The 21523-nt window shown below is 50.4% G+C and carries 5 protein-coding genes; 3 read left to right on the plus strand and 2 right to left on the minus strand.

The annotated features are described in order from the left end of the window. Positions 1-14 precede the first annotated feature (14 nt). Complete coding sequence (locus tag ACO08I_RS05870; RefSeq protein ID WP_421948790.1) at positions 15-965, minus strand: GNAT family N-acetyltransferase; 951 nt, start codon at positions 963-965, stop codon at positions 15-17. 246 nt (positions 966-1211) lie between these two features. Further along, complete coding sequence (locus ACO08I_RS05875; protein ID WP_282775454.1) at positions 1212-1661, minus strand: FKBP-type peptidyl-prolyl cis-trans isomerase; 450 nt, start codon at positions 1659-1661, stop codon at positions 1212-1214. A 385-nt stretch (positions 1662-2046) separates the two neighbouring features. Here ACO08I_RS05875 and ACO08I_RS05880 point away from each other — a divergent pair, with 385 nt between their 5' ends. The 3 genes from ACO08I_RS05880 (at position 2047) to ACO08I_RS05890 (ending at position 21420) form a co-directional block, all read left to right on the plus strand. Beyond that, positions 2047-6057 (plus strand): BspA family leucine-rich repeat surface protein, encoded by a 4011-nt coding sequence (locus ACO08I_RS05880; protein ID WP_421948791.1) that lies wholly within the window; start codon positions 2047-2049, stop codon positions 6055-6057. Between the two features lie 549 nt (positions 6058-6606). Then, positions 6607-12468 carry a T9SS type A sorting domain-containing protein gene (locus ACO08I_RS05885; protein ID WP_421948792.1) on the plus strand — a complete coding sequence of 1954 codons (5862 nt, stop codon included), beginning with the start codon at positions 6607-6609 and terminating at the stop codon, positions 12466-12468. Between the two features lie 387 nt (positions 12469-12855). Further along, complete coding sequence (locus tag ACO08I_RS05890; protein WP_421948793.1) at positions 12856-21420, plus strand: HYR domain-containing protein; 8565 nt, start codon at positions 12856-12858, stop codon at positions 21418-21420. Positions 21421-21523: the final 103 nt, after the last annotated feature.

Below are 21523 nucleotides of genomic sequence, written 5' to 3' on the forward strand. Positions count from 1 at the left end.
TTTTTATGGCAAATTTACAAAAGCCACTGCAAAAAAGGCGTCGCCCAGCGGTAACGGGCACGATAGATTTCAAAATAAGGAACAGGAAGCGCCCGAAACCCATTCAGGACCGGGGCTACGTTAGGCATGGTGCTGCCGCAAAAATTAAAGGCTTCACTCCCCTGCTCAGCACCGGCTTGTATAGCCTGCCACATCAGCCAGGGAAATGCCCCGCTCTCCCGGGCACCTTTCCCGTTACCCGCGGTGATGGGGTAAGTAACGCCTTCGGTATGCATCAGGTACACCCCGCTGTGGACCGTTCCGTCCTGATGACGTGCCAGGAGCAATTGCACATCGCCAAACTTCCGGGCGGGCCCATCCATTTGCTGCAGCAAAGACAAGGTGACCGGTGCAGACAGCCCCTGCCGGTCAAAGGTATGCTCGATGATAGACACCAATGCATTCAGATCTGAACTCTCTTCCAACTCCAAGACCTTCTCTCCTTCCTTGATGCTGTACTTTACCGAGCGGTTGAAGCGGCGGTGGACCGTTTCCCTATCCGAAAGTCCCGGCACCACAAAGTGATACCGCAGTTGAGCCTGAAAGCCTTTCCAAAGCAGGGGCATCCAGTTTTTGGTCCCATGGTGCAGTTTCTGAATGTGCCCCCAGTGCCCGGGCAGTTGTTCCAGGAGTTGCGGAATGACCTGCCGGTCGAAGGTGAACTGATCCGCCGGAGCAAGGGAATCATACGCCCGATACCGCCACAAGCCAAGGTAGGGCGTCAGTGGTGGCGTTAGCAGGAAAGGTATGCCTTTAACACGCCGGATATGGTAGGGCAATGCTGCTGCCAATTCGCCTTTCTTATCCTCAGCGAGCGCTACACCCCAGTTGTCCGGGCCGCATACCGCATCCAGCCACCAGGGGTGATTGAAGGCAGGAACGGCCTGGTCCCGGCAGAATTCCTGGTATACTGGTTTTGGCGACAATATTATTTAGGTTTATTGGCAAAAAGCCTACTGCCATATCAATGATGGGGCTGAGAAGACAAGACGTTTTCCCGGTTAGACTATCTTAGGAACGTTTAAATAATAACTTCACCATTTATGACTGCTTCTTTTTGCGCTGGTCTGCGTTGCTCATCAGTCAGGTAGCTTTGGCTATCTTCTTTCTTCGCGCCTTGCCCAGCACAAAAATAACCGACTCAAAATGTCGAATCTATTTTTTAACGTTCCTTAATTGAAATCCACAAGGTCAATCTCAAAAACCAGCACAGACCCGGCCGGGATAGTCCCGACAGCCCGATTGCCGTAGCCCAGATTGGATGGGCAATACAGGGTAACCTCTCCTCCTTTCCCTACCAATGGGATGCCGATCTGCCAGGCGGGAATTAAGTTTCTAAGCGGAAAAGTAATGGTACTGCTGCCCGGTGTCTGATCAAAAACGTGCCCGTCCAGCAGGGTGCCTTTGTAGCGCACGGTGACAGAATCCGTGAGCTCAGGCCGTTCACTCGAACCCGGCGTCTGAATTTGGTAGTACAAGCCGGACTCGTGCCGGTCAGCCGTCAGGTTGTTCTCTGCCAGGAAGTCCAGGATTTTCTCTTCATCAGGCCGGTCATCGGTCTCCTTGTTGCAGGCGATCAGCGCAATGCCTAAAAGCATCGCGAACACATATTTTAGCTTCATCTTCAAAATGATAAGTTTGAATGTAAAACTACAAAAATAGTAAAGGTGCCGGACAGGTACTTGCAAAAACCGTAGTAGCTGCAAATCTGACAGAGAAGAGACTAAAAGCTACGGCCAGGATTATTCCATACCTGACATTTTCTTGTTTTGATGGCTTTTTATATTTTTACCCCGTATTATCCCCTGCCTCTTTATATAGTCACCAAAACTATGACGGACACGCATACTAAAGTTAGCGTACAGAGCCCTGATTAGCGCTCATAATCAACACTAATTTCAAACACTTGCTGAAAAACACTAAACAGTAGCCTTGTAATGCAACCCATTACAATGCCGCTGCGTACTAACTGGAACTATACCCATTTATAACTAAACAAATATGCAGATGTACACCTTTAAAACCTTCACGCCTATGCGCGTGGCACACCATTATGCGTTAATGGGCCAACTATGGCGCGCTGGTCTCATTTTGGTTTCCTTTTCTTTAATTCCTTTTTACACGCTGGCTCAATGCACCCCTGCTACTGGTGTGGAAAGCTTTGAGAACAACTTGGGGCAAATAGCCTCCGCACCGGGTGCATTATATGGTATCGCAGAATGTTATGGATTTACTATAGCTGGAGGATTTGGCACTTCTACCATATCTAGTAACGGGGAGACTATTGAACTGTCAAACCCCTTCGGCATCGGATATTTCGATATTGGTTCCTCTGATTTTTCAGCGTTCAATCTGGAAAGTTTCGTGTTTTCAAGACAAGATGAATCTTACGATGGAGATATGATCATTTATGGTTTGAAAGATGGAAATCTTGTTAACGGAGCTGAAGAAACAGTCACGATAAATGGAACTTCTTCCCAAACAGTTGACCTAAGTTCCAATTCAGGATTTCAAAACATTGAGGGCATAAGGCTAACCTTTCCCGACCGTGACCCAACCGGCATCTTTGAAATCCATCAGATCGAAATTTCAGCCCCTGGAAATGGTTGCCCGGAAAACACCAAAGGCGCTATCGAAAATGCCAGTGGCTGCATTGAATGCGACAACTATGATGTAGGTGAACAGTTCGAGCTCGATGGCGAATGTTACACCGTAGTAGACCGCGCTATGCTGGAAACCATGATTGCCAACGATGAAGACCTTACCAAAGTCTGTGTCTCCAAGGTGACTGATATGTCAGATTTATTTTTTGGGGCGGATTCCTTCAACCAGGACATTAGCAATTGGGATGTGTCAAATGTCACGAATATGGCGGGGATGTTTAAAGGTGCTTTCATTTTTAACCAGAACATTGGTAACTGGGATGTATCCGGAGTAACCGATATGAACAATATGTTCAATTTTGCTAATGACTTCAACCAAGATATCGGAGACTGGAATGTGTCAAATGTAGTCAATATGAATGCCATGTTATATGAAAACTATATCTTTAGCCAGGACCTGTCAGGTTGGTGCGTAGAGCATATCCCCTCTGAACCGAATAATTTCGCAGATTTCACTAATCTTACCAGTGCTCAAAAACCAGTGTGGGGTGCTGCTTGTACAGGTAGCTGCCCGCCCAATAACTCAGGTGCAGCATTTAATGCCAACGGCTGCCTGGAGTGCGATAATTACAATGTGGGCGACCAATTTGAACTCGATGGCGAATGTTACACTGTAGTAGACCGCACTATGCTGGAAACTATGATTGCCAACGATGAAGACCTTACCAAAGTCTGCGTTTCCAAGGTGACCAATATGCTGACGCTGTTTATCAATCAGGCCAGTTTTGACCAGGACATCAGCAGTTGGGATGTATCTAACGTTACCAATATGGCGGGCATGTTCCTGGGGGCTTCCTCCTTTGATCAACCCATTGGCAACTGGGAGGTATCGAATGTAACCGATATGTTTGGCATGTTCCAGGGGGCCTCTGCCTTTGATCAGGACATCGGGGACTGGGATGTGTCCAATGTCACGCTGATGAATAATATGTTCGGTCAGGCTTCTGCTTTCGACCAGGATATCGGGGACTGGAATGTAGCCAATGTGACCAATATGCAAGGGATGTTCTTCCAGGCCTCCGCCTTTAACCAGGATATTGGGGGCTGGAATGTCGGCAACGTTACCAGCATGTTTGGTATGTTTGGAGAGGCGACTATGTTTGATCAGGATATTGGGGGCTGGAATGTGGGCAGCGTTACCAACATGAACAATATGTTTGGTGGTGCTTCGGCCTTCAATCAAGACCTTAATGACTGGAACGTCGCAAATGTCACCAACATGGCGGGTATGTTTTTCCAGGCTTCAGCCTTCAACGGAGCCATAGGTAACTGGGAAGTAGGAAACGTGACGAATATGGCGGGCATGTTTGGAGATGCCTCCAAATTCAATCAGGATATTGGGGACTGGAATGTAGCAAGCGTAACCGACATGAATGGGATGTTCGGGAGAGCCTCCGACTTTGATCAGGATATTGGGGATTGGAAGGTGGTCAACGTTACGAATATGGCGGGCATGTTCTTCGAAGCCTCCTCTTTTAACCAAAGCCTTAACGATTGGAAGGTGTCGGGTGTCACCAATATGGCGGGGATGTTCGCAGAGGCGATAACCTTTGACGGAGCCATCGGCAACTGGGACGTGTCTGCCGTGACCAATACGAACAATATGTTCCAGGGTGCCTCGGCTTTCAATCAGGACATTGGCGATTGGGATGTTAAAAACATTGCCAATGCAGCGGGGATGTTCTTTGATGCGGCTGCCTTTAACCAGGACCTTGGACTTTGGGATGTGTCCGGTATGACCGATATGACCGGGATGTTCGGAGATACCCCCCTCTTCAATCAGGACTTATCCAACTGGTGCGTCACTCAATTCAATAGCGAACCTGACGGCTTTGCTATCAATAGTGCCCTTACCGATTCCAATAAGCCAGACTGGGGCACTTCCTGTAATCCAAAGGTGATAAGTGTGAGCGTTCCAAGCGATTCTACGTATGGTTTGGGTACGGTTCTGGAGTTTGTTGTGAATTTCAACAGGATCGTCATCGTATCGGGCACGCCTCAGCTATCCATTAGCCTGGATGGCTCAACAGTACAGGCGGATTATGCTTCAGGGACAGGCACCAAAGCACTGATCTTTACCTACATGGTCGCATACGGTGATGAAGACACAGACGGCATCACCGTAACCCCTACCCTGGGCCTGAACGAAGGCACTATGACAGGCGTTTGGGGGTCTGATGCAGACCTGGCTCTATCGGGCGTGGGAGCGACCGATAATGTTTTGGTAGATGCCGTTCCGCCAGTTGCGGCCTGCCTCAGCCCTATTGTAGAATTAGGGCCCAACGGCACCTACACGCTACAGGAAAGCGACGTCTTTGATGCAATTGGGAGCAGCGATAACGGCTCAATTGAATCCGTCGATTTCGAAGGCAATACTTACACCTGCGATGATACGGAGATGCAATTCGATGTGCTGGTCACCGTAGAGGATGGAGGCGGAAACACTGATCAGTGTGTCGCTCAGGTTTCGGTGAAGGCCGGGGAAGCTTTACCAACTCCATGGGTCAGCAACGACATCGGCAGCCCGGGCGAAAGCAGCATCTTCGGCTATGACCCTTGTGCTACGGACAACCCCGGGCGGGGTGAATTTGCCATCTCCACGGTTGGCTATAACCTGATCCCCAATACTTCTGATGAAGTAGGTTTAATTTGGCAGAGCCTTTGCGGCAACGGGGGGATTCAAGCTAAAATTGAAAGTGTCAGCAATGGCTATGCAGGGCTAATGATCAGAGAGAGCAATGCACCGGGCGCTAAGATGGTAGCCGTGTATTCCAATCTGTCCAGCCTTCTTCGGCGGGAGCTGCGCACCGTGGATAATGGGCCGCGCACTTCCAACACTTCATGGGCACCTTTCGCTACCTGGCTCCGCTTAAGAAGAAATGGCGATTATATCCGCGCCCTTTACCGCAATACAAACACTGGCAGCTGGCAGCTATTCCATCAGGTATACCTCCCCATGGACGAGTGTGTCGAAATGGGGCTGGCCGTATTTACAACGGACCCAAATGGGGATGCCAGTGCCGTATTCAGCAATGTAAATACGCGCAGCCAGGTCAGCAGCAACTTTTCCATTCCGGACTGGGGCAATGAGGTGACCGCAGTTTCTGTGTGTAGTGCAACGATTTTCCCTAACCCGGCATCCGGGCAGTTCACACTCTCGTTCAACAAACCGCTGCATGTAGCCGGCACCGCAACCTTGCTTAATGAACTGGGGCAGCGGGTTCGGCAATTTGACCTGTATGCAGGCGACCTGGAAATTGATGGCGACCTCTCAGGGCTCCCTCCGGGGCTCTACTTACTCCGAACTGCCACAAGTGATGGGTATCAGGAAACGCTGAAATTGTTGAAACAGTAGGCTTTTAAAAGCGAAAAGTAAAACAGGTGGGCAGGGCGATTAGGCGCTGTCTACCTGTTCCCTTTGTGCCTGATATCTTCTGCCCCCCTTTATTTTGGTTGGAGCAAGTCCGTTTAAAAAACTCAACTTAGTTGACGCCCGGCAGTCGTATTATTGCCAGATTTTATCTACTTTTAGTCCATAATCTCAATTCCCCCTCTCCCCCCTTTCCAATTGCTGTCACCTGCAGTGATCTAGCTTTTTAAATTTACAGTGCAATACATTGATGGCATTAAATAGTCTACACGAAATTCAAACACCCGGAACAAACCTAAACAAATAGGTAACCTGTTCCAACGCCACTGCGTACTAACAGGAGCTATACTACCCTGGGTCACGAGAAGTGAAATGTTGACGACTATATTTTTGAGCCCTGTAAGGCAAAAAGCACAGGCATCCGTGCAGACGGCGAGCATTTTTAACGCAGCAGGGTACAAAAAGAAAAAGTCAAAAATCACTTATTGTGCCCGGCGGGAGTCTATACCCGTTTATAACTAAACAAATATGCACATGTACACGGTTAAAACCCTCACGCCTATCCGCGTGACACGCCTCACTGCATCGATAGGGCACTTATGGCGCTTCTGTCTTATGCTATTCTTTTTCACTTCAATGCCTTATGCACTATTGTCTCAGTGTACTCCTGCTACCGGCACGGAGAGCTTTGAGAATAATTTAGAGACTATAGCGACAGGGACAGGAACACAATCCGGCATTGCAGAGTGTTACGAGTTCAAGGTTTTTTCATTTTTTGGCACTTCTACCATATCAAGTGATGGGCAGGACATAAAACTGTCGAACGACCAATCTGTCGGTTACTTTGAAATTGGCTCTTCAGATGGATCTGCATTTAAACTGGAGAATTTCGTATTCCTTAAACAAAGCTCTACCTATGATGGTAATATGACGATTACAGGTTACAAAGATGGCGAACAGGCACAAGGTGCTGAGACGACCATACCGGTAGGTGATTTTAACAACCAGACCGCTGATCTCAGTTCCAATACCTCCTTCGGAAATATTGATAAAATCCGGCTTACGTTTAGTTCAACTAATGCCAATGGCGTTTTCTTATTCCGGGAAATCACTATTGCGGACCCCGTAGACTGTAACCTTACAGATACAGAAGACCCGGTGGTGACCTGCCCGCCTTCCCCGGCCGTCGCAATAGCTACGGTTAATTTAGTGCAATTTGGAGGTTCTGCAGGAGATATAACGTATACGATAACCAATTCAAACGGAAATGTTATTGGTAGTGGTGCTTCTATTTTCGGAAATACTAGCTCAGAGGTTCAGTTGCCTTGTGATGCGGATTATAATTTTAACATTACAAATTTTGTAGATTGTGGCTGCGCGGTTCAGGGATTAAACCTAAGCGTAGACGGCACAACAGTTCTTGCTTTGGGGACAAATAACCCTGCCATAGAAGTAAAAAGCTACCCCTTTACTGTTGATCCCTGCAACATAACCATACCAAATGGGGAATGCACAATCGACCTTACCAATCTTAACCCCATTGGGACACCTTCTGATAATTGTGATACGGACCCAGCGGTCTCCTGGGAACTTACCGGAGCAACAACCGGGTCAGGCAATGGTTATTTCAACCAAAACGGGGCACAGCCTTTCAATGCAGGCACCACCACCCTCACCTATACGGTTGAGGACAATAATAGCAATACAGCCACCTGTAATACAGTGATTGTAGTGGAGGGTAGCGCTGGGCCTGATGCAAGCTTCAGCTACAGTGCAGCAGCCTATTGTGCCAATGATGCAGACCCTTTACCAACCATTACCGGCGAACAGGGAGGGACTTTCAGCAGTACAGCAGGCCTCAGCCTCGATGCCAACACCGGTGAGATTGATATTTCAAATTCTACACCAGCTACTTATACGGTCACTTATACCGTGGCCGGTACAAACTGTGACGGTACCTCTAATGTGGAAGTTACCATAAATGCAGCTGACGATCCAGGCTTCAGCTATAGTCCCGACCCCTTCTGCGCCAATGATAATGACCCAACGCCAGCGGTCATCGGTCTTTCCGGCGGTACGTTTTCTTCTTCGAGTGGCTTGAGTATTAATCCATCTACCGGTGAAATTGACGTCAGTGCTTCCACACCCGGTGTATACACCGTGACTTACATGACCTCCGGCAGCTGCCCAAATTCAGCCACCGATCAGGTCGAAGTCTTCAGCGTTCCCACCCTTGAATTCACCAATCCCGGAGATTTCTGTATCGACGCTGGCGTACAAACCGGGCTAAGTGGCGCAAGCCCTGCCGGCGGGACTTACTCTGGTACGGGTATTACCGATAACGGGGATGGCACCTTCGACCTCAACCCGGTCGTAGCGGGAACCGGCAACCTGAATATTACCTACACGCTAACGACCAATGACGGCTGCACGGTCGACATTAGCACAGCAATCAGTATCGACCCGGCCTGCGGCTGCCTCGACGAAGAAACCAATTATTTCTATTGCTATGATGCCAACGAAACGAACCAGGTCGCCTTTGAGGTTTGTGGTTCTTCCGGGCTCTACCCGGTAGCCAAAATCAATCAGGGGATCTTTGCCAATGATGGAGATCAGCTGACTATTTATGAGGGAGTCTCAGGCAGTGGAATCAGCGGGTCCGAGGTATTCTCCGGAAGCGGGGACGTATCGAACCAGCAATTTGTAGGCACTACTACCGGACAGTGTTTGATTTTTGTGATCAACTCCGGTGCCAGCGGCAGTTGTTTGCCGGAAGGCACTACCAACCTCCCTCTTGTAGTTTGCGGCAGCGAAACCGCAGTCAGTAATGCCTTTACCGCACTATCAGATTTATGTATAGATGCGGGGGAACAAACCGGGCTTTCAGGCGGTAGTCCTTCCGGAGGGGTATACAGTGGGCCGGGCGTTTCCGATGATGGCAATGGCCAGACCTACTCTTTTAACCCTACCGCAGCGGGCGTGGGTACGCATACCCTGTCTTACACTGTCAACAATCAGGTGCTGGAAGACGATGTAGAAGTATTTGACCTTCCGGCTGTCACCTTCGACGATCCAACAGCAGTTTGCCTGAATGACGGGGCACTAAGCAGCCTTGGTGGCGGCAACCCCACGGGCGGCGAATACTCTGGCCCCGGGGTAACGGACAACAACGATGGTTCGAGCTTTACGTTTGACCCGCAGGAAGCAGGGGTAGGCCTGCATACACTCACTTACACCTATACCGATGGCAACGGATGTGCCAACAGCACTACTGCAACCATCGAAGTTCTGGCCCTTCCCAATGTTAACTTTTCTGCTCCGGCAGACCTTTGTGTAAACGCAGGTGTACAGTCCGCTTTAAGCGGCGGTAGTCCGGCTGGAGGCACCTACAGCGGGCCCGGCGTAGCCGACGATGGCAATGGGCAGACGTACACTTTTGACCCGGCTACCGCAGGTGCAGGTATGCATACCATTACCTACACTTACACAGATAACAGTGGATGTACCAACACGGCAACCGATCAGGTTGAAGTATTCACGCTCCCCGGTTTATCTTTTACTGCTTTAGATGACCTGTGCATTGATGCGGGTCAACAAACCGGGCTGGGCAGCGGCACACCAACCGGAGGAACATACAGTGGCACGGGGGTATCTGATGATGGCAACGGAGAAACCTACAGCTTTGACCCCTCGGCAGCCGGAGTGGGCATGCACGACATTACCTATTCCTATACTGATGGCAATGGCTGCACCAATACCACGACTGATCAGGTTACCGTATTTGCACTGCCCTCTGTTTCATTTGCTGCGCCTGCAGGCCTTTGTGTGGATAGCGGGGTGCAAATGGGCTTAAGTGGTGGAACGCCTACCGGAGGCCTCTACAGCGGCACCGGTGTGAGCGACGGCGGTAATGGATCAACTTTTATCTTTGACCCTTCAGTGGCTGGGGTAGGCATGCATACGATCACCTATTCCTACACCGATGGCAATGGCTGCACCAACAGTGCTGAAGATCAGATCACCATTTTCGAATTGCCAAATGTCGGATTTAATGACCCGGGCGACTTTTGCGCGGATGCCGGGGTACAAAATGGCTTGAACGGTGGCACCCCTTCCGGCGGCATCTACAGTGGTACCGGCGTGAGTGACGATGGCAACGGCCAAACCTTCTCCTTTGATCCCAGTCAGGCAGGTATAGGCCAGCACGAGCTGACCTACACCTACACAGATGGAAACGGGTGCTCCAACAGCCAATCAGTAACGGTGGAAGTCAACAGCACCCTAAATGTCACCCTGACCGACCCGGAAGACGTTTGTACCAATGAGGGCATTCAAACCGGCCTTGGAGGCGGACTACCGGCGGGTGGCGTATATTCCGGGCCAGGAGTAGCAGACGATGGAAACGGAACAACCTACAGCTTTGATCCGGTAGTAGCTGGCGTAGGGCAGCACACTATCACCTACAACGTGACCAGCAATGATGGATGTGAAGGCTCCGATATGGTAACCATTGAAGTCTTTGATGCCCCAAAAGCTGCCCTTGAAAACCCAGGGGATTTCTGTCTGAATGATGGCATTCAAACTGGTTTGAGCGGGGGAACCGAAGCCGGTGGCGTGTATGCCGGCCCGGGGATAACAGATAATAATGACGGCACCTTCGACTTCGACCCGCAAACTGCCGGGGCCGGGCAACATACGCTCACCTATACCATTACAACCAACGATGGCTGTACAGATGATGCCAGCCAAATCTTTGAAGTCTTCGAGTTGCCAACGGTAACCCTGGAAGACTACGACAGCCGCTGTCCTAATGACGGGCTTGCAACCCTCGGTGGAGGGCTCCCTCAGGGCGGCACCTACTCCGGTGAGGGCGTTTCTGATAATGGAAATGGGATCAACTTTGAATTCGACCCTCAAAGTGCAGGCGTGGGAATGCATACCATCACCTACACTTACACCTCTGCGGATGGGTGTACCGTTGAAGCTACGGCCAGCCTTGAAGTTGATGATACTGGGAATCCCGAATTCACGCTCTGCCCGGGACAGCAGGAAGTAGATATGGAAGCCGGACTCTGCTACGGATTGGTGCCCGATCTGACTGGGATTGTTGCAGCCACTGACGACTGCGGCACACCTGAACTCTCTCAGGACATACAAGCAGGCACCTCATTTGGCAGCGCCCATTTAGAAGAGCAGATCGTTACTGTCACGGCAACGGACGGAGCCGGAAAAAAAGCAACCTGCGAAATCACGCTGCAGTTAATGGACAATCAACCTCCTCAACCACATTGCAAAACCGGCGTTGTTAACCTCAATGCTGAAGGCACGTATGAATTGACCCTTGCCGACATTTACGATGCCAATCTTAGCAGCGACAACTGCGGGGCAGTGGAGGTAACGGATTTTGAAGTATACTCCCTGGATTGCGATGATGCCAATACCACACTTCAGCTTAATGTTACAGTGGAGGACGAGGCCGGAAACCCCGCAAATTGCCAGGCCAGCATTTTAGTATCTGATGAGGCGGAGCTCCCTAATCAGTGGCAATCGACCGACCTTGGAAGTTCCAACAATTCAGGCACTTACTCTTTTGCTCCATGTTCCAGCGATGTGCCTGGCAACGGTGATATTACCATCAGTGGCAGTGCCAATGGCAATACCAGCTTCAATGGAGACAATGCTGCTTTTGCAAGTCAGACGTTATGTGGTAATGAGATTGGTATGCAAGCTAAAATTACTGTAAATAACGGAAGCGGTTACGGAGGTATTATGATGCGGGAGACTTTGGATAGTGACTCAAAACAAGTTGCATTATTTACCAACAACAGCGCCCTGGTCCGCAGAGAAGTCCGATATAACACCGGCGGCGCAAAGGATATTTCGCATATTTCGGCCCCCTTTTCCTTCTACTTAAGGCTTAAGAAACAAGGCAACCTAATTCGTCAGTTCGTTAGTACAAGCGGTGATAACTTTTCGGCAATAGGGGCCGTACAAATAGACCTGGGGCAATGCCCGGAAGTCGGCCTGGCCGTTTTCTCCAATGATAACAATCCAGTCGACGTTACTTTCTCCGAGATACGAACCAGAGGACAAGCGCCACAAAGCAGCCCAGGGCTGCCGCTGATGAGTCAAAATACGAACCTCCCAGGGGAAGCGGTGGTTTATCCTAATCCTGCGAGGGACCAATTCACGCTGGAATTGGGCCAGCCCCTTTCCGAAATGGCAGAGGTGGCCGTATTCAATCAGTTTGGGCAATTTGTAGCTAAATGGCAGATGGCTGCTGGTGAAGTTTCCAGCGAGTGTCACACTTCTCACTGGGCGCCGGGTGTATATTACCTGCAGATCAATGCAACCAACCGTAATTTTGCTCCGATAAAGATTGTTACAACAAGATAACTCCGATTTAAACCAGCTATGCATTGACAGAGGCTTAGGGAAAGATACCCTAAGCCTCTTTTTCGGAAAATTTCACACTGACCAAAAATAAAATCGCACCTGTCTTCCAGCTATTGAAGTATTTAATACTTATATTTGAGGTATTGAAAGCTCTTTTTTACTCCCTGTCCGGAAGCTTTCTTCCTCTATGATCTAACACTAAAACAGCCTTTCCAACAAGGTAAAAACACTTTTGACAAAGCGGGAAACGCCGCCATATGTCCTTGACATATATGGCATTGGTTTTTTTAGCTAATCCGAAATTGGCAATCATACCCGCAGCTCAAAAGTTAAGCCCCCTTTCCGTGTGTTCGGAAAGGCAGTAAATCATAATCGAAAAAAGTCACCATGCTGAGCACAAAGAACCGCCTAGCCCAATGGATCCCTGCTGCACTGCTAGTCGCTGTAGCGGTTTTGTCCCCGGAATTCATCGTCGCCCAATGCGATGCAGGGGAAGAATTTTACAGCTATTGCTACACCCTACCGGAAGTCAACACTACGGCCTTTGAAGTCTGCCCCGATGACCCTACTGCAACAGTAGAAGCCGAAATTATACAGGCTGGTTTTCTGCATAACCCACCAACGTTTGTTGCGACGCTCACCGTATATGAAGGCTCCATCGCCCCTGGAAATATTGTTTTCGGCCCAGCTGGTACTGGAGTGGCTGGAGAAACCCTCACTTCGACCAATGCCGGTGACTGCCTGATTTTCGTCATCAATGCTTCCAATAGTTTTGGGGTCAGCTGCCAAAGCGGTGGGGTTAATACCGAACTACAGGTTTGCGCCAGCGACGTTGGCGGTACGGCACCGGTTACCTTCTTCGCCCCCAATGACCTGTGTGAAACCGATGGGGTACAAAGTGGCCTCAGTGGCGGTATGCCTACCGGTGGTATCTACTCCGGTGATGGCGTGAACGACAACGAAGACGGCACCTATGATTTCAATCCTGCAACAGCAGGCGTGGGCATTACAACAATCACCTATACCGTAGGCGGCAATTCCGCCATGGATGATGTGGAGGTTTTCGCTTCCCCAATGGCTTCCTTTATTGCACCCGCAGATGTTTGCATCGATGCAGGCCTACAAACGGGACTCAGCGGCGGTTCGCCCTCCGGCGGAACCTACAGCGGTCCGGGCGTAACGGATAATGGGGATGGCACCTATGACTTCAATCCGGGTATTGCCGGGCTTGGTGTCCATACCATCTCCTATACTATTCCGGGTATTTGCGAAGAAACTGCCATGGACGACATCGAAGTTTTAGCAGCCTGTGGCTGCCCGGTTGGGCAATCTTCGTTTTTCTATTGCTACGACAACAATGAATCGAATACCGTCGCCTTTGAAGTATGCCCTACTGCCGGGCAGTCACCGAAGGCCACCATCACGGCTGGGACGATTGGTTCCTTTTTCACTATGGACGGTGATGTGCTCCACGTATACAGCGGCACTTCCGGTTCTGGTACTTCCGGCACACTGGTTTCCGGCCCTCTTACCGGAGACCTAAGCAATACTGTCATTAACGGTCCCGCAGCTGATGAGTGCCTGATTTTCGTAATCTCCTCAGGCCCCATTGGCAGCTGTGCCACTGGAAATGGCTTACCATTGGAAACCGGACTGGCTGTTTGCGGCGAAAACGTCGCTCCGGAGGTTAACGTTATGGCTTTGGCAGATTTGTGCATCACTGCCGGCATTCAAACCGGGTTGTCAGGTGGCAATCCGGAAGGAGGGGTCTACAGTGGGCCCGGCGTTTCTGATGATGGCAATGGCATGACTTACTCATTCAACCCTGCCAGTGCAGGTGTTGGGGTACATACCATCACTTACACCTTTGGCGGTGAAATGGGAACGGATGAGGTGGAAGTGTTCGAGTCCGGGGTCGTCAGTTTAACCGCTTTGGCAGATTTATGCGTAGATGCCGGATTACAACAAGATCTTACCGGCGGCACCCCGGCAGGTGGTACCTACAGTGGCCCCGGTGTAACAGATAACGGCAACGGCACCTACGATTTCAACCCGGGCGTTGCCGGGGTCGGCATACATACCCTTTCCTACACGCAGCCAGGTGGCTGTGAGGAGGCGGCTATGGATGATGTGGAGGTAACTGAAGCCTGTGGCTGCCCTTCAGGACAGCTATCCCGTTACGCCTGTTTTGGCAACAATCAGGCAGAAGGCACCATTTTTGAAATCTGCCCGGATGCCGGCAAGGTAGGCCAAGCCAACATTATCGCAGGAACCCTCGGTTTGGACGATGTGCTCACGGTTTACCAGGGGTCCACCGGTGGTGGTTCAACCATACTCTTTGGCCCTGCAACCGGCACCAACCTTAGCGGCGAAACCATTACTGGTACGGCGATTGACGAATGCCTGATTTTTGTATTGTCTACCGGCCCTTTTACCAGTTGCCAGGATGGCTTTGAAGCAGCGATACAGGTATGCGGGCAAAGTACAGAGCCAAATCTTGCCTTTACAGCTCCCGAAGATGTTAATATTGATACTCCCACCCTGACCGGGCAAGGGGGCGGTACGCCTACCGGTGGTGTTTACAGCGGCCCCGGCGTTTCTGATGATGGCAATGGCATGACGTACTCTTTTAATCCTGCTGGAGCGGGCGTTGGGGTGCATACGATTACCTACACCGTTAACGGATCAATGGTGAGTGACGATATTGAAGTCTTTGATATACTTCCTTCTTTTTCTTCCGCATTTTCACCCAACGATATTGGACCTTTAAGTTCCAGCCGTTTGACTTTTACAATAGACAATACGGGTTCTCCTAATCCACTGACCGGAATATCGTTTACGAATACGCTGCCAAGTGGCCTGGTCATCGCTGATGCGCCGGGATTAGAAACGACTTGCTCTGGGGGTGCACTGAGCGGGCCTTCCGGTGGTACAACTTTAACTTATACCGATGGCGAGTTGACTGCAGGAGCAAGTTGTACGGTATCCATTAATGTCGTTAGTACCTCTGCATCCGCTGCTACTATTACCAACACCTCTGGTGATCTTACCTCAGAACGGGGTAATAGTGGCAACACCATGGCCGATATCCAAATAAATGTTTCAAGGCCTGGATTCTATAAGAATTTTGCCCCAGGCAGTGTAACCGTTGGACAGCCCAGCCGGCTGACCTTAACCGTTGACAACACGCTCAATACTAATAACGTTCAGAATATTTCATTTACGGATCCTTTGCCAGTCGGTATGGTTGCTGCATCGCCTTCCAACTTTGAGACTGATTGTGAAGGCTTTACCGTAGGTTCCTTTTCACAGCCTGCAACGATTACATTATCAGAAGATGGCACCAGCCTAAATGCCTTTGGCATTTTTCTTGATGCAGGCGCAACCTGCTCCGTTTCCTTTGATGTTGTTCCGGAACTGGGGGTGGAAACGCTTGAAAACGTAACGAGTGCGCTTGGCACACAAACTGGCTCCTCCGGTTTTGCTACTGCCACACTTAACGTGAACCAGCCCGGTGAGGTTTTTCTTGAAAAGTCTTTCAGTAATGACCCAGTCGGCCCCGGGGATCAGGTGGACCTGACTTTTACCATTTCTAACTTTAGCAGAGATCAAGCGCTAACGGATATCAGTTTCACCGATGATCTGGATGCTACATTATCCGGTCTGGTTGCAGTAGGCTTACCTCAAAGTGACGTTTGCGGCACGGGCTCAACGTTGAGCGGGACGAATACCCTTACCCTCACCGGTGGTAATCTCCCATCGGAAGGCAGCTGTACTTTTACGGTAACACTACAAGTTCCTGCGGGAGCCGCCACAGGCATTTATCCTAACACGACGAGCGCTATAACTGCGAATACATCTGGAGGGGCGATCTCTGGTGACCCTGCTCAGGATAATCTGGCGATCAAAATTGTACCTAATTTCACAAAAACCTTTCAAAGTACTGAAGCTGTGCCAGGAAGTACGGTTGATTTGGAATTCTCTCTAACCAACCCCAATGCCACTGAGGCAATGACAGGAATAGGCTTCACTGATAACCTTGGGGATTTTCTTTCAGGTGTTGAAGTGCTTTCAGGCCTGGGGGCAAATCTTTGCGGGTCCGGGTCATTGGTAACTACTCCTACTGTAAGCGGCTCGCTTACCCTTCAGCTGACAGGAGGGAACCTCCCCCCGGCAGGAAATTGCACTTTCACTGTAACATTAAAGATCCAGGAGGGAACCCTAGGCGGAACCTATACGAATACGACCTCATTACTGTCCTCCACCACTAACGGAGAGACCACATTTAGTGCCGGAGCCAGCGATGACCTTACGATACTCCCTGCCCCTAGAATCACCAAATCCATAGTAGAGGGAGCCATCCTTGCCGGAGAAACAGCTACGCTTGAATTTACGATTGACTACACGGACGAGGCGACCTACAATGCGACCAATATCAGCTTTACAGATGACCTGGATGCGTTCCTCAGCGGGACCGTCGTTTCGGGGCCACTGCCCACCAATCCATGCGGGACCGGCTCGGCAATCACGGGCACTTCTAATTTGGAACTAACCGGTGGAGAACTGAGCCCCGGTGGATCGTGCACCTTCCAGGTGACCATCCAAACCCCGGCAAGCGTTCTGCCCGGAGTGTATACCAATACCACATCCCCGCTCAATTCCACTATCAACGAACTTAGTGCATCCAGCCTGGCAGGAACAGATCAGCTGATTATTTCGGGTCTTGAAGCTAGCCTGACTGTCCTCAATAACCCTGTGGTGGCAGGTGACCTGGCGACATTAGAATTCAGCTTTGAGAACGTCAGTACTGTTGATTTAACTAATATGGTCTTCACCCTTTCATTGCCATCCGGATTCTCAGCAGAAGGCTTGCCTGAAAGTGACGTCGTTGGCATCGGTAGCCAAATCAGCGGGACAACGACGTTAACCCTCAACGGAGGTAATTTGACACCCGGTACATCCGAAACCTTTACCGTGAATGTCCGTGTGCCGGCAAGCGCCGATGATAACCAATACGGATTGGTCACCTCTCAGATTTCATCAGACTTTGATGGTATTGCTACTACTTTACCTCCGCTGAATACAACGTTGGAGGTGCAGTCTGAATTAATAGGCATTGAAAAAACCTTCCTGCCCAATTCCACCGTTCCCGGCGGCACCGTTGAGGTTATTTATACCCTGACTAACCTCAGTGATGCGTACGATCTGGAAAACATTGAATTCACAGATGATTTTGATGCCGCTTTATCCGGGCTCTCCATTGCAATGCTCCCGGTGGCGCCCTGTGGAGGCAATGCCACAGGAACCAGTGTACTCAATATTTCGGGAGCCTCTGTTACAGCGGGGAATTCCTGTATGTTTACCGTGACGCTTCAGGTCCCTGATCCTGCGGACGGTGGTATTTATACCAGTACCTCCTCTGCCCTGACCGGCAGCACCGTAGGCGATGGTTACACCGTCACCGGAAGCCCTGCAACCGATGAGCTGACCATAGAGTCCATAAATTTGGAAAAGTCCTTCCCTGGGGTTTCTGTCATTGCCGGAAACAGTACCACGCTTCAATTCACCCTGACCAATAATGGTGCTACCGAGGTCTCCGGCATTAGTTTTACAGATGACCTTTCCGCTATGGTTTCAGGGCTCACCTTTAGTGGCTCCGCGCAGACCAATATCTGTGGTACCGGCTCGGTGCTTAGTGGTTCAGGATCTACCCTGCTCTCCTTTACAGGAGGTATACTCGCTCCCGGTAGCAATTGCACCTTTTCAGTGGAATTAGATGCCGCTTGTGATATCTCCTCTGATACCTATACGAATACCACCTCTTTAGTATCAAGCAATGGACTATCCGTAGGAGAGCCAGCTACGGCAGACCTGGAAATACAGGCTGAAAACATTCCTCCCGATATTACGTGCCCGGAAAACATTACCATCGAGTGCGACGAGAGTACAATGCCTTCCAACACCGGTATGGCAACCGCTACTGACAACTGCACCTCGGGCTTAACGCCGGATTACGAAGATGAGGATATGCTCACCAATGGGTTGGGCACCATCGAACGGACCTGGAGCGTCATGGATGACGCAGGGAACAGCGACGATTGCGTGCAGGTCATCACCATACAGGACACCACCGACCCCGAGTTCACCAGCTTCCCGATGGATGCCGAAGTGGAATGTGGGGCAAGCACTGACCCGGCCAGTACCGGAACCCCTGTGGCAGAGGACAACTGTTCCACCCCTACGCCAGAATACGAAGACGGAGCTATGACGGACGGGTGTGGAAGCACCGGCTCCTTCGAGCGTACCTGGACGGCTACCGACAATGCTGGCAATATGGTGATGCAAGTTCAGACCATTACTATTGTGGATAATACCCAACCTGTATTCACTGATTTCCCGGCAAATACTACAGTGGAGTGCGGCGAAAGTACTGATCCTGCCGATACAGGAATGCCTGGTGGTACGGATGTTTGTGGTATGGTTACGATTAATTTCAGCGATGCTTTTGCGGAAGATTGCGGTGACACGGGTATCATCACCCGTACCTGGACGGCTACTGATGAGTGTGGCAACGTTCGGGAGCAGGATCAGTTGATCACCATCGAGGATACGACGCCGCCAAGCCTGAGCTGCCCGGATGATATCGTAGAAACGAATACCGCTGGCACCTGCGGTACTGTGGTTACCTTTATGGCTACTGCCAATGATGCCTGCAGTAGTGAAGTTATGATTACCTACAGTCAGGATCCGGGCACAGTATTCGCTGTAGGTGAAACCACTGTCACCGTCAATGCAACCGACGCCTGCAACCTGATGGCAGATGAGTGTACCTTTACGGTAACGGTTAATGATGCAGAAGACCCGGAAATCACTTGTCCTGACAACATTACGATTGAATGCGATGAGAGCACCCTGCCCGCCAACACCGGTATGGCAACTGCTACCGACAACTGCACCTCTGGCTTAATGCCGGATTACGAAGATGAGGATATGCTCACCAATGGTCTTGGCACGATCGAACGGACCTGGAGTGTAATGGATGACACGGGGAACAGCAATGAATGCATGCAAACGATTACCATTCAGGATACCACCGACCCCGAGTTCACCAGCTTCCCAATGGATGCTGAGGTGGAATGCGGCCAAAGCACCGACCCTGCCAGTACAGGTATGCCGGTGGCAGCGGATAACTGCTCCTCCCCTATGCCCACCTATGAAGACGGGCCAATGACAGATGGGTGCGGGGACACCGGCTCCTTTGAGCGCACCTGGACGGCTACGGATAATGTCGGCAACTCCGTCATGCAGGTACAAACCATTACTATTGTCGACAACACCGCGCCGGAGTTTACCAGCTTCCCAATGGACACAGAAGTAGAATGTGGACAAAGTACCGATCCGGCCAGTACCGGTATGCCTTCCGGGGACGACCTATGCGGTACCATTGACATCAATTACGAGGATAGCTTCTCCGGAGCCTGTGGTAATTCCGGAGTCATTACACGAACCTGGACCATAACTGATGCATGCGGCAACAGCGACGAGCAAGACCAGATGATCACCATTGAAGACACGACACCGCCCGTGCTCACCTGCCCGGACAATATAACGGTAAGCAATGATGAAGGAGACTGCGGAGCCATTGTCACTTTTGCCGCTGAGGCGAATGACAACTGCGGTTCTGTCATGGTGAACTATAGCACAGCACCAGGCAGTTTCTTTGAAGTTGGTACAACAATAGTTGAAGTCAATGGTGCTGACGCCTGCAATAACCCTGCTATGAGCTGTACCTTCAACGTCACGGTAAATGATACAGAAGCGCCGGTCCCAGTTTGTTTGGATACAGAAATCATTATCGAACCCGATGGCACCTTCGAAGTACCGATTGAAGATGTCATTGACTTGAGTGCCAGCACAGACAATTGTGAGTTGGGTATGGCAGAAATAGAAACAACAATGATCACCTGTGATGAATCAGGAAGCGTTGTGCCTGTGGAAGTCAATCTGTCAGACGCCGCAGGCAACGTTGCGAGCTGCACGGCTATGCTATTGGTCAATACCGGTGATGCCCTGCCCGAACCCTGGGAGAGTGCGGATATTGGCGAAAGTACGAGCGGCAACACTTATGCTTATAACCCCTGCGGAGAACAGTTTTCCATTACTTCTACGGCCCAAAACACCACATTCCAGACGGAAGACGACCAGGCCTACATCAGCATTGAGCTGTGTGGTGATTTTGGCATGCAGGTACGCGTGGACAGCCTTCTTGGAGACAGCGGGTACGGTGGGATTATGATCCGGGAAAATAATGACCCTGGCGCCAAGCAAGTTAGCGTACTTTCCAATCTTACTAACCTGGTGCGCTGGGAGCATCGTCAGAATACGGATGGCTTTAAACAGACCGCTCTTTATTATAAACCCTTCCCTGTTTTCTTACGATTAATACGTAGGGGGAATCTCGTCAGAGCGCTGTACAGTAACAGCGGTAGTAATTTCCAACTCATTAGTGTCGTGGAAATTAACATGAACGAATGCCTGAAAATTGGTTTGACTGCTTTCTCCAATGACCCGTTTGGCACAACCCGTGCCGTATTTGGAGATGTTAAATACCGGGTACTGAATAACAATACCCTCTCTCAGGAAGATAAGGAATGGCTGGAAGGCGAAGTAGCAGAACAAGCCCCCACCTTCGGCATTTCGGACGAAAACATACAACTTTATCCAAACCCTGCGACCGAACAGCTTACGCTGGAATGGCAAAAGCCGGTGGAACAGCCTGTGAACCTCATTTTACATAACGAACTGGGGCAAGCCATCGAGACCCGAATCCTTGAGCCAGGCAGCATTCAAACCACCTGGGATGTCAGTCAGCTGGCAACCGGGCTGTACCTGATTGAGGTTAGGGCAGCAGACGGTCAGGCGCAGTTGCTCCGGTTTATCAAGACGAAGTAAAACAAGAGCCATTTTCTTCAAGCCCCGGTAGTACCGTAGTATTACCGGGGCTGTTTTATTGGGTTTTCCTGAATGGATATTATTACTTTTGCGCAGCAAATTG

Source organism: Phaeodactylibacter xiamenensis (assembly GCF_965229835.1).
Classification (GTDB): domain Bacteria; phylum Bacteroidota; class Bacteroidia; order Chitinophagales; family Saprospiraceae; genus Phaeodactylibacter; species Phaeodactylibacter xiamenensis.

Coding starts and splice junctions, on each gene's coding strand:
- ACO08I_RS05875 (WP_282775454.1), bottom strand. CDS start 1,661: ATGAAGCTAAAATATGTGTTCGCGATGCTTTTAGGCATTGCGCTGATC.
- ACO08I_RS05880 (WP_421948791.1), top strand. CDS start 2,047: ATGTACACCTTTAAAACCTTCACGCCTATGCGCGTGGCACACCATTAT.
- ACO08I_RS05885 (WP_421948792.1), top strand. CDS start 6,607: ATGTACACGGTTAAAACCCTCACGCCTATCCGCGTGACACGCCTCACT.
- ACO08I_RS05890 (WP_421948793.1), top strand. CDS start 12,856: ATGCTGAGCACAAAGAACCGCCTAGCCCAATGGATCCCTGCTGCACTG.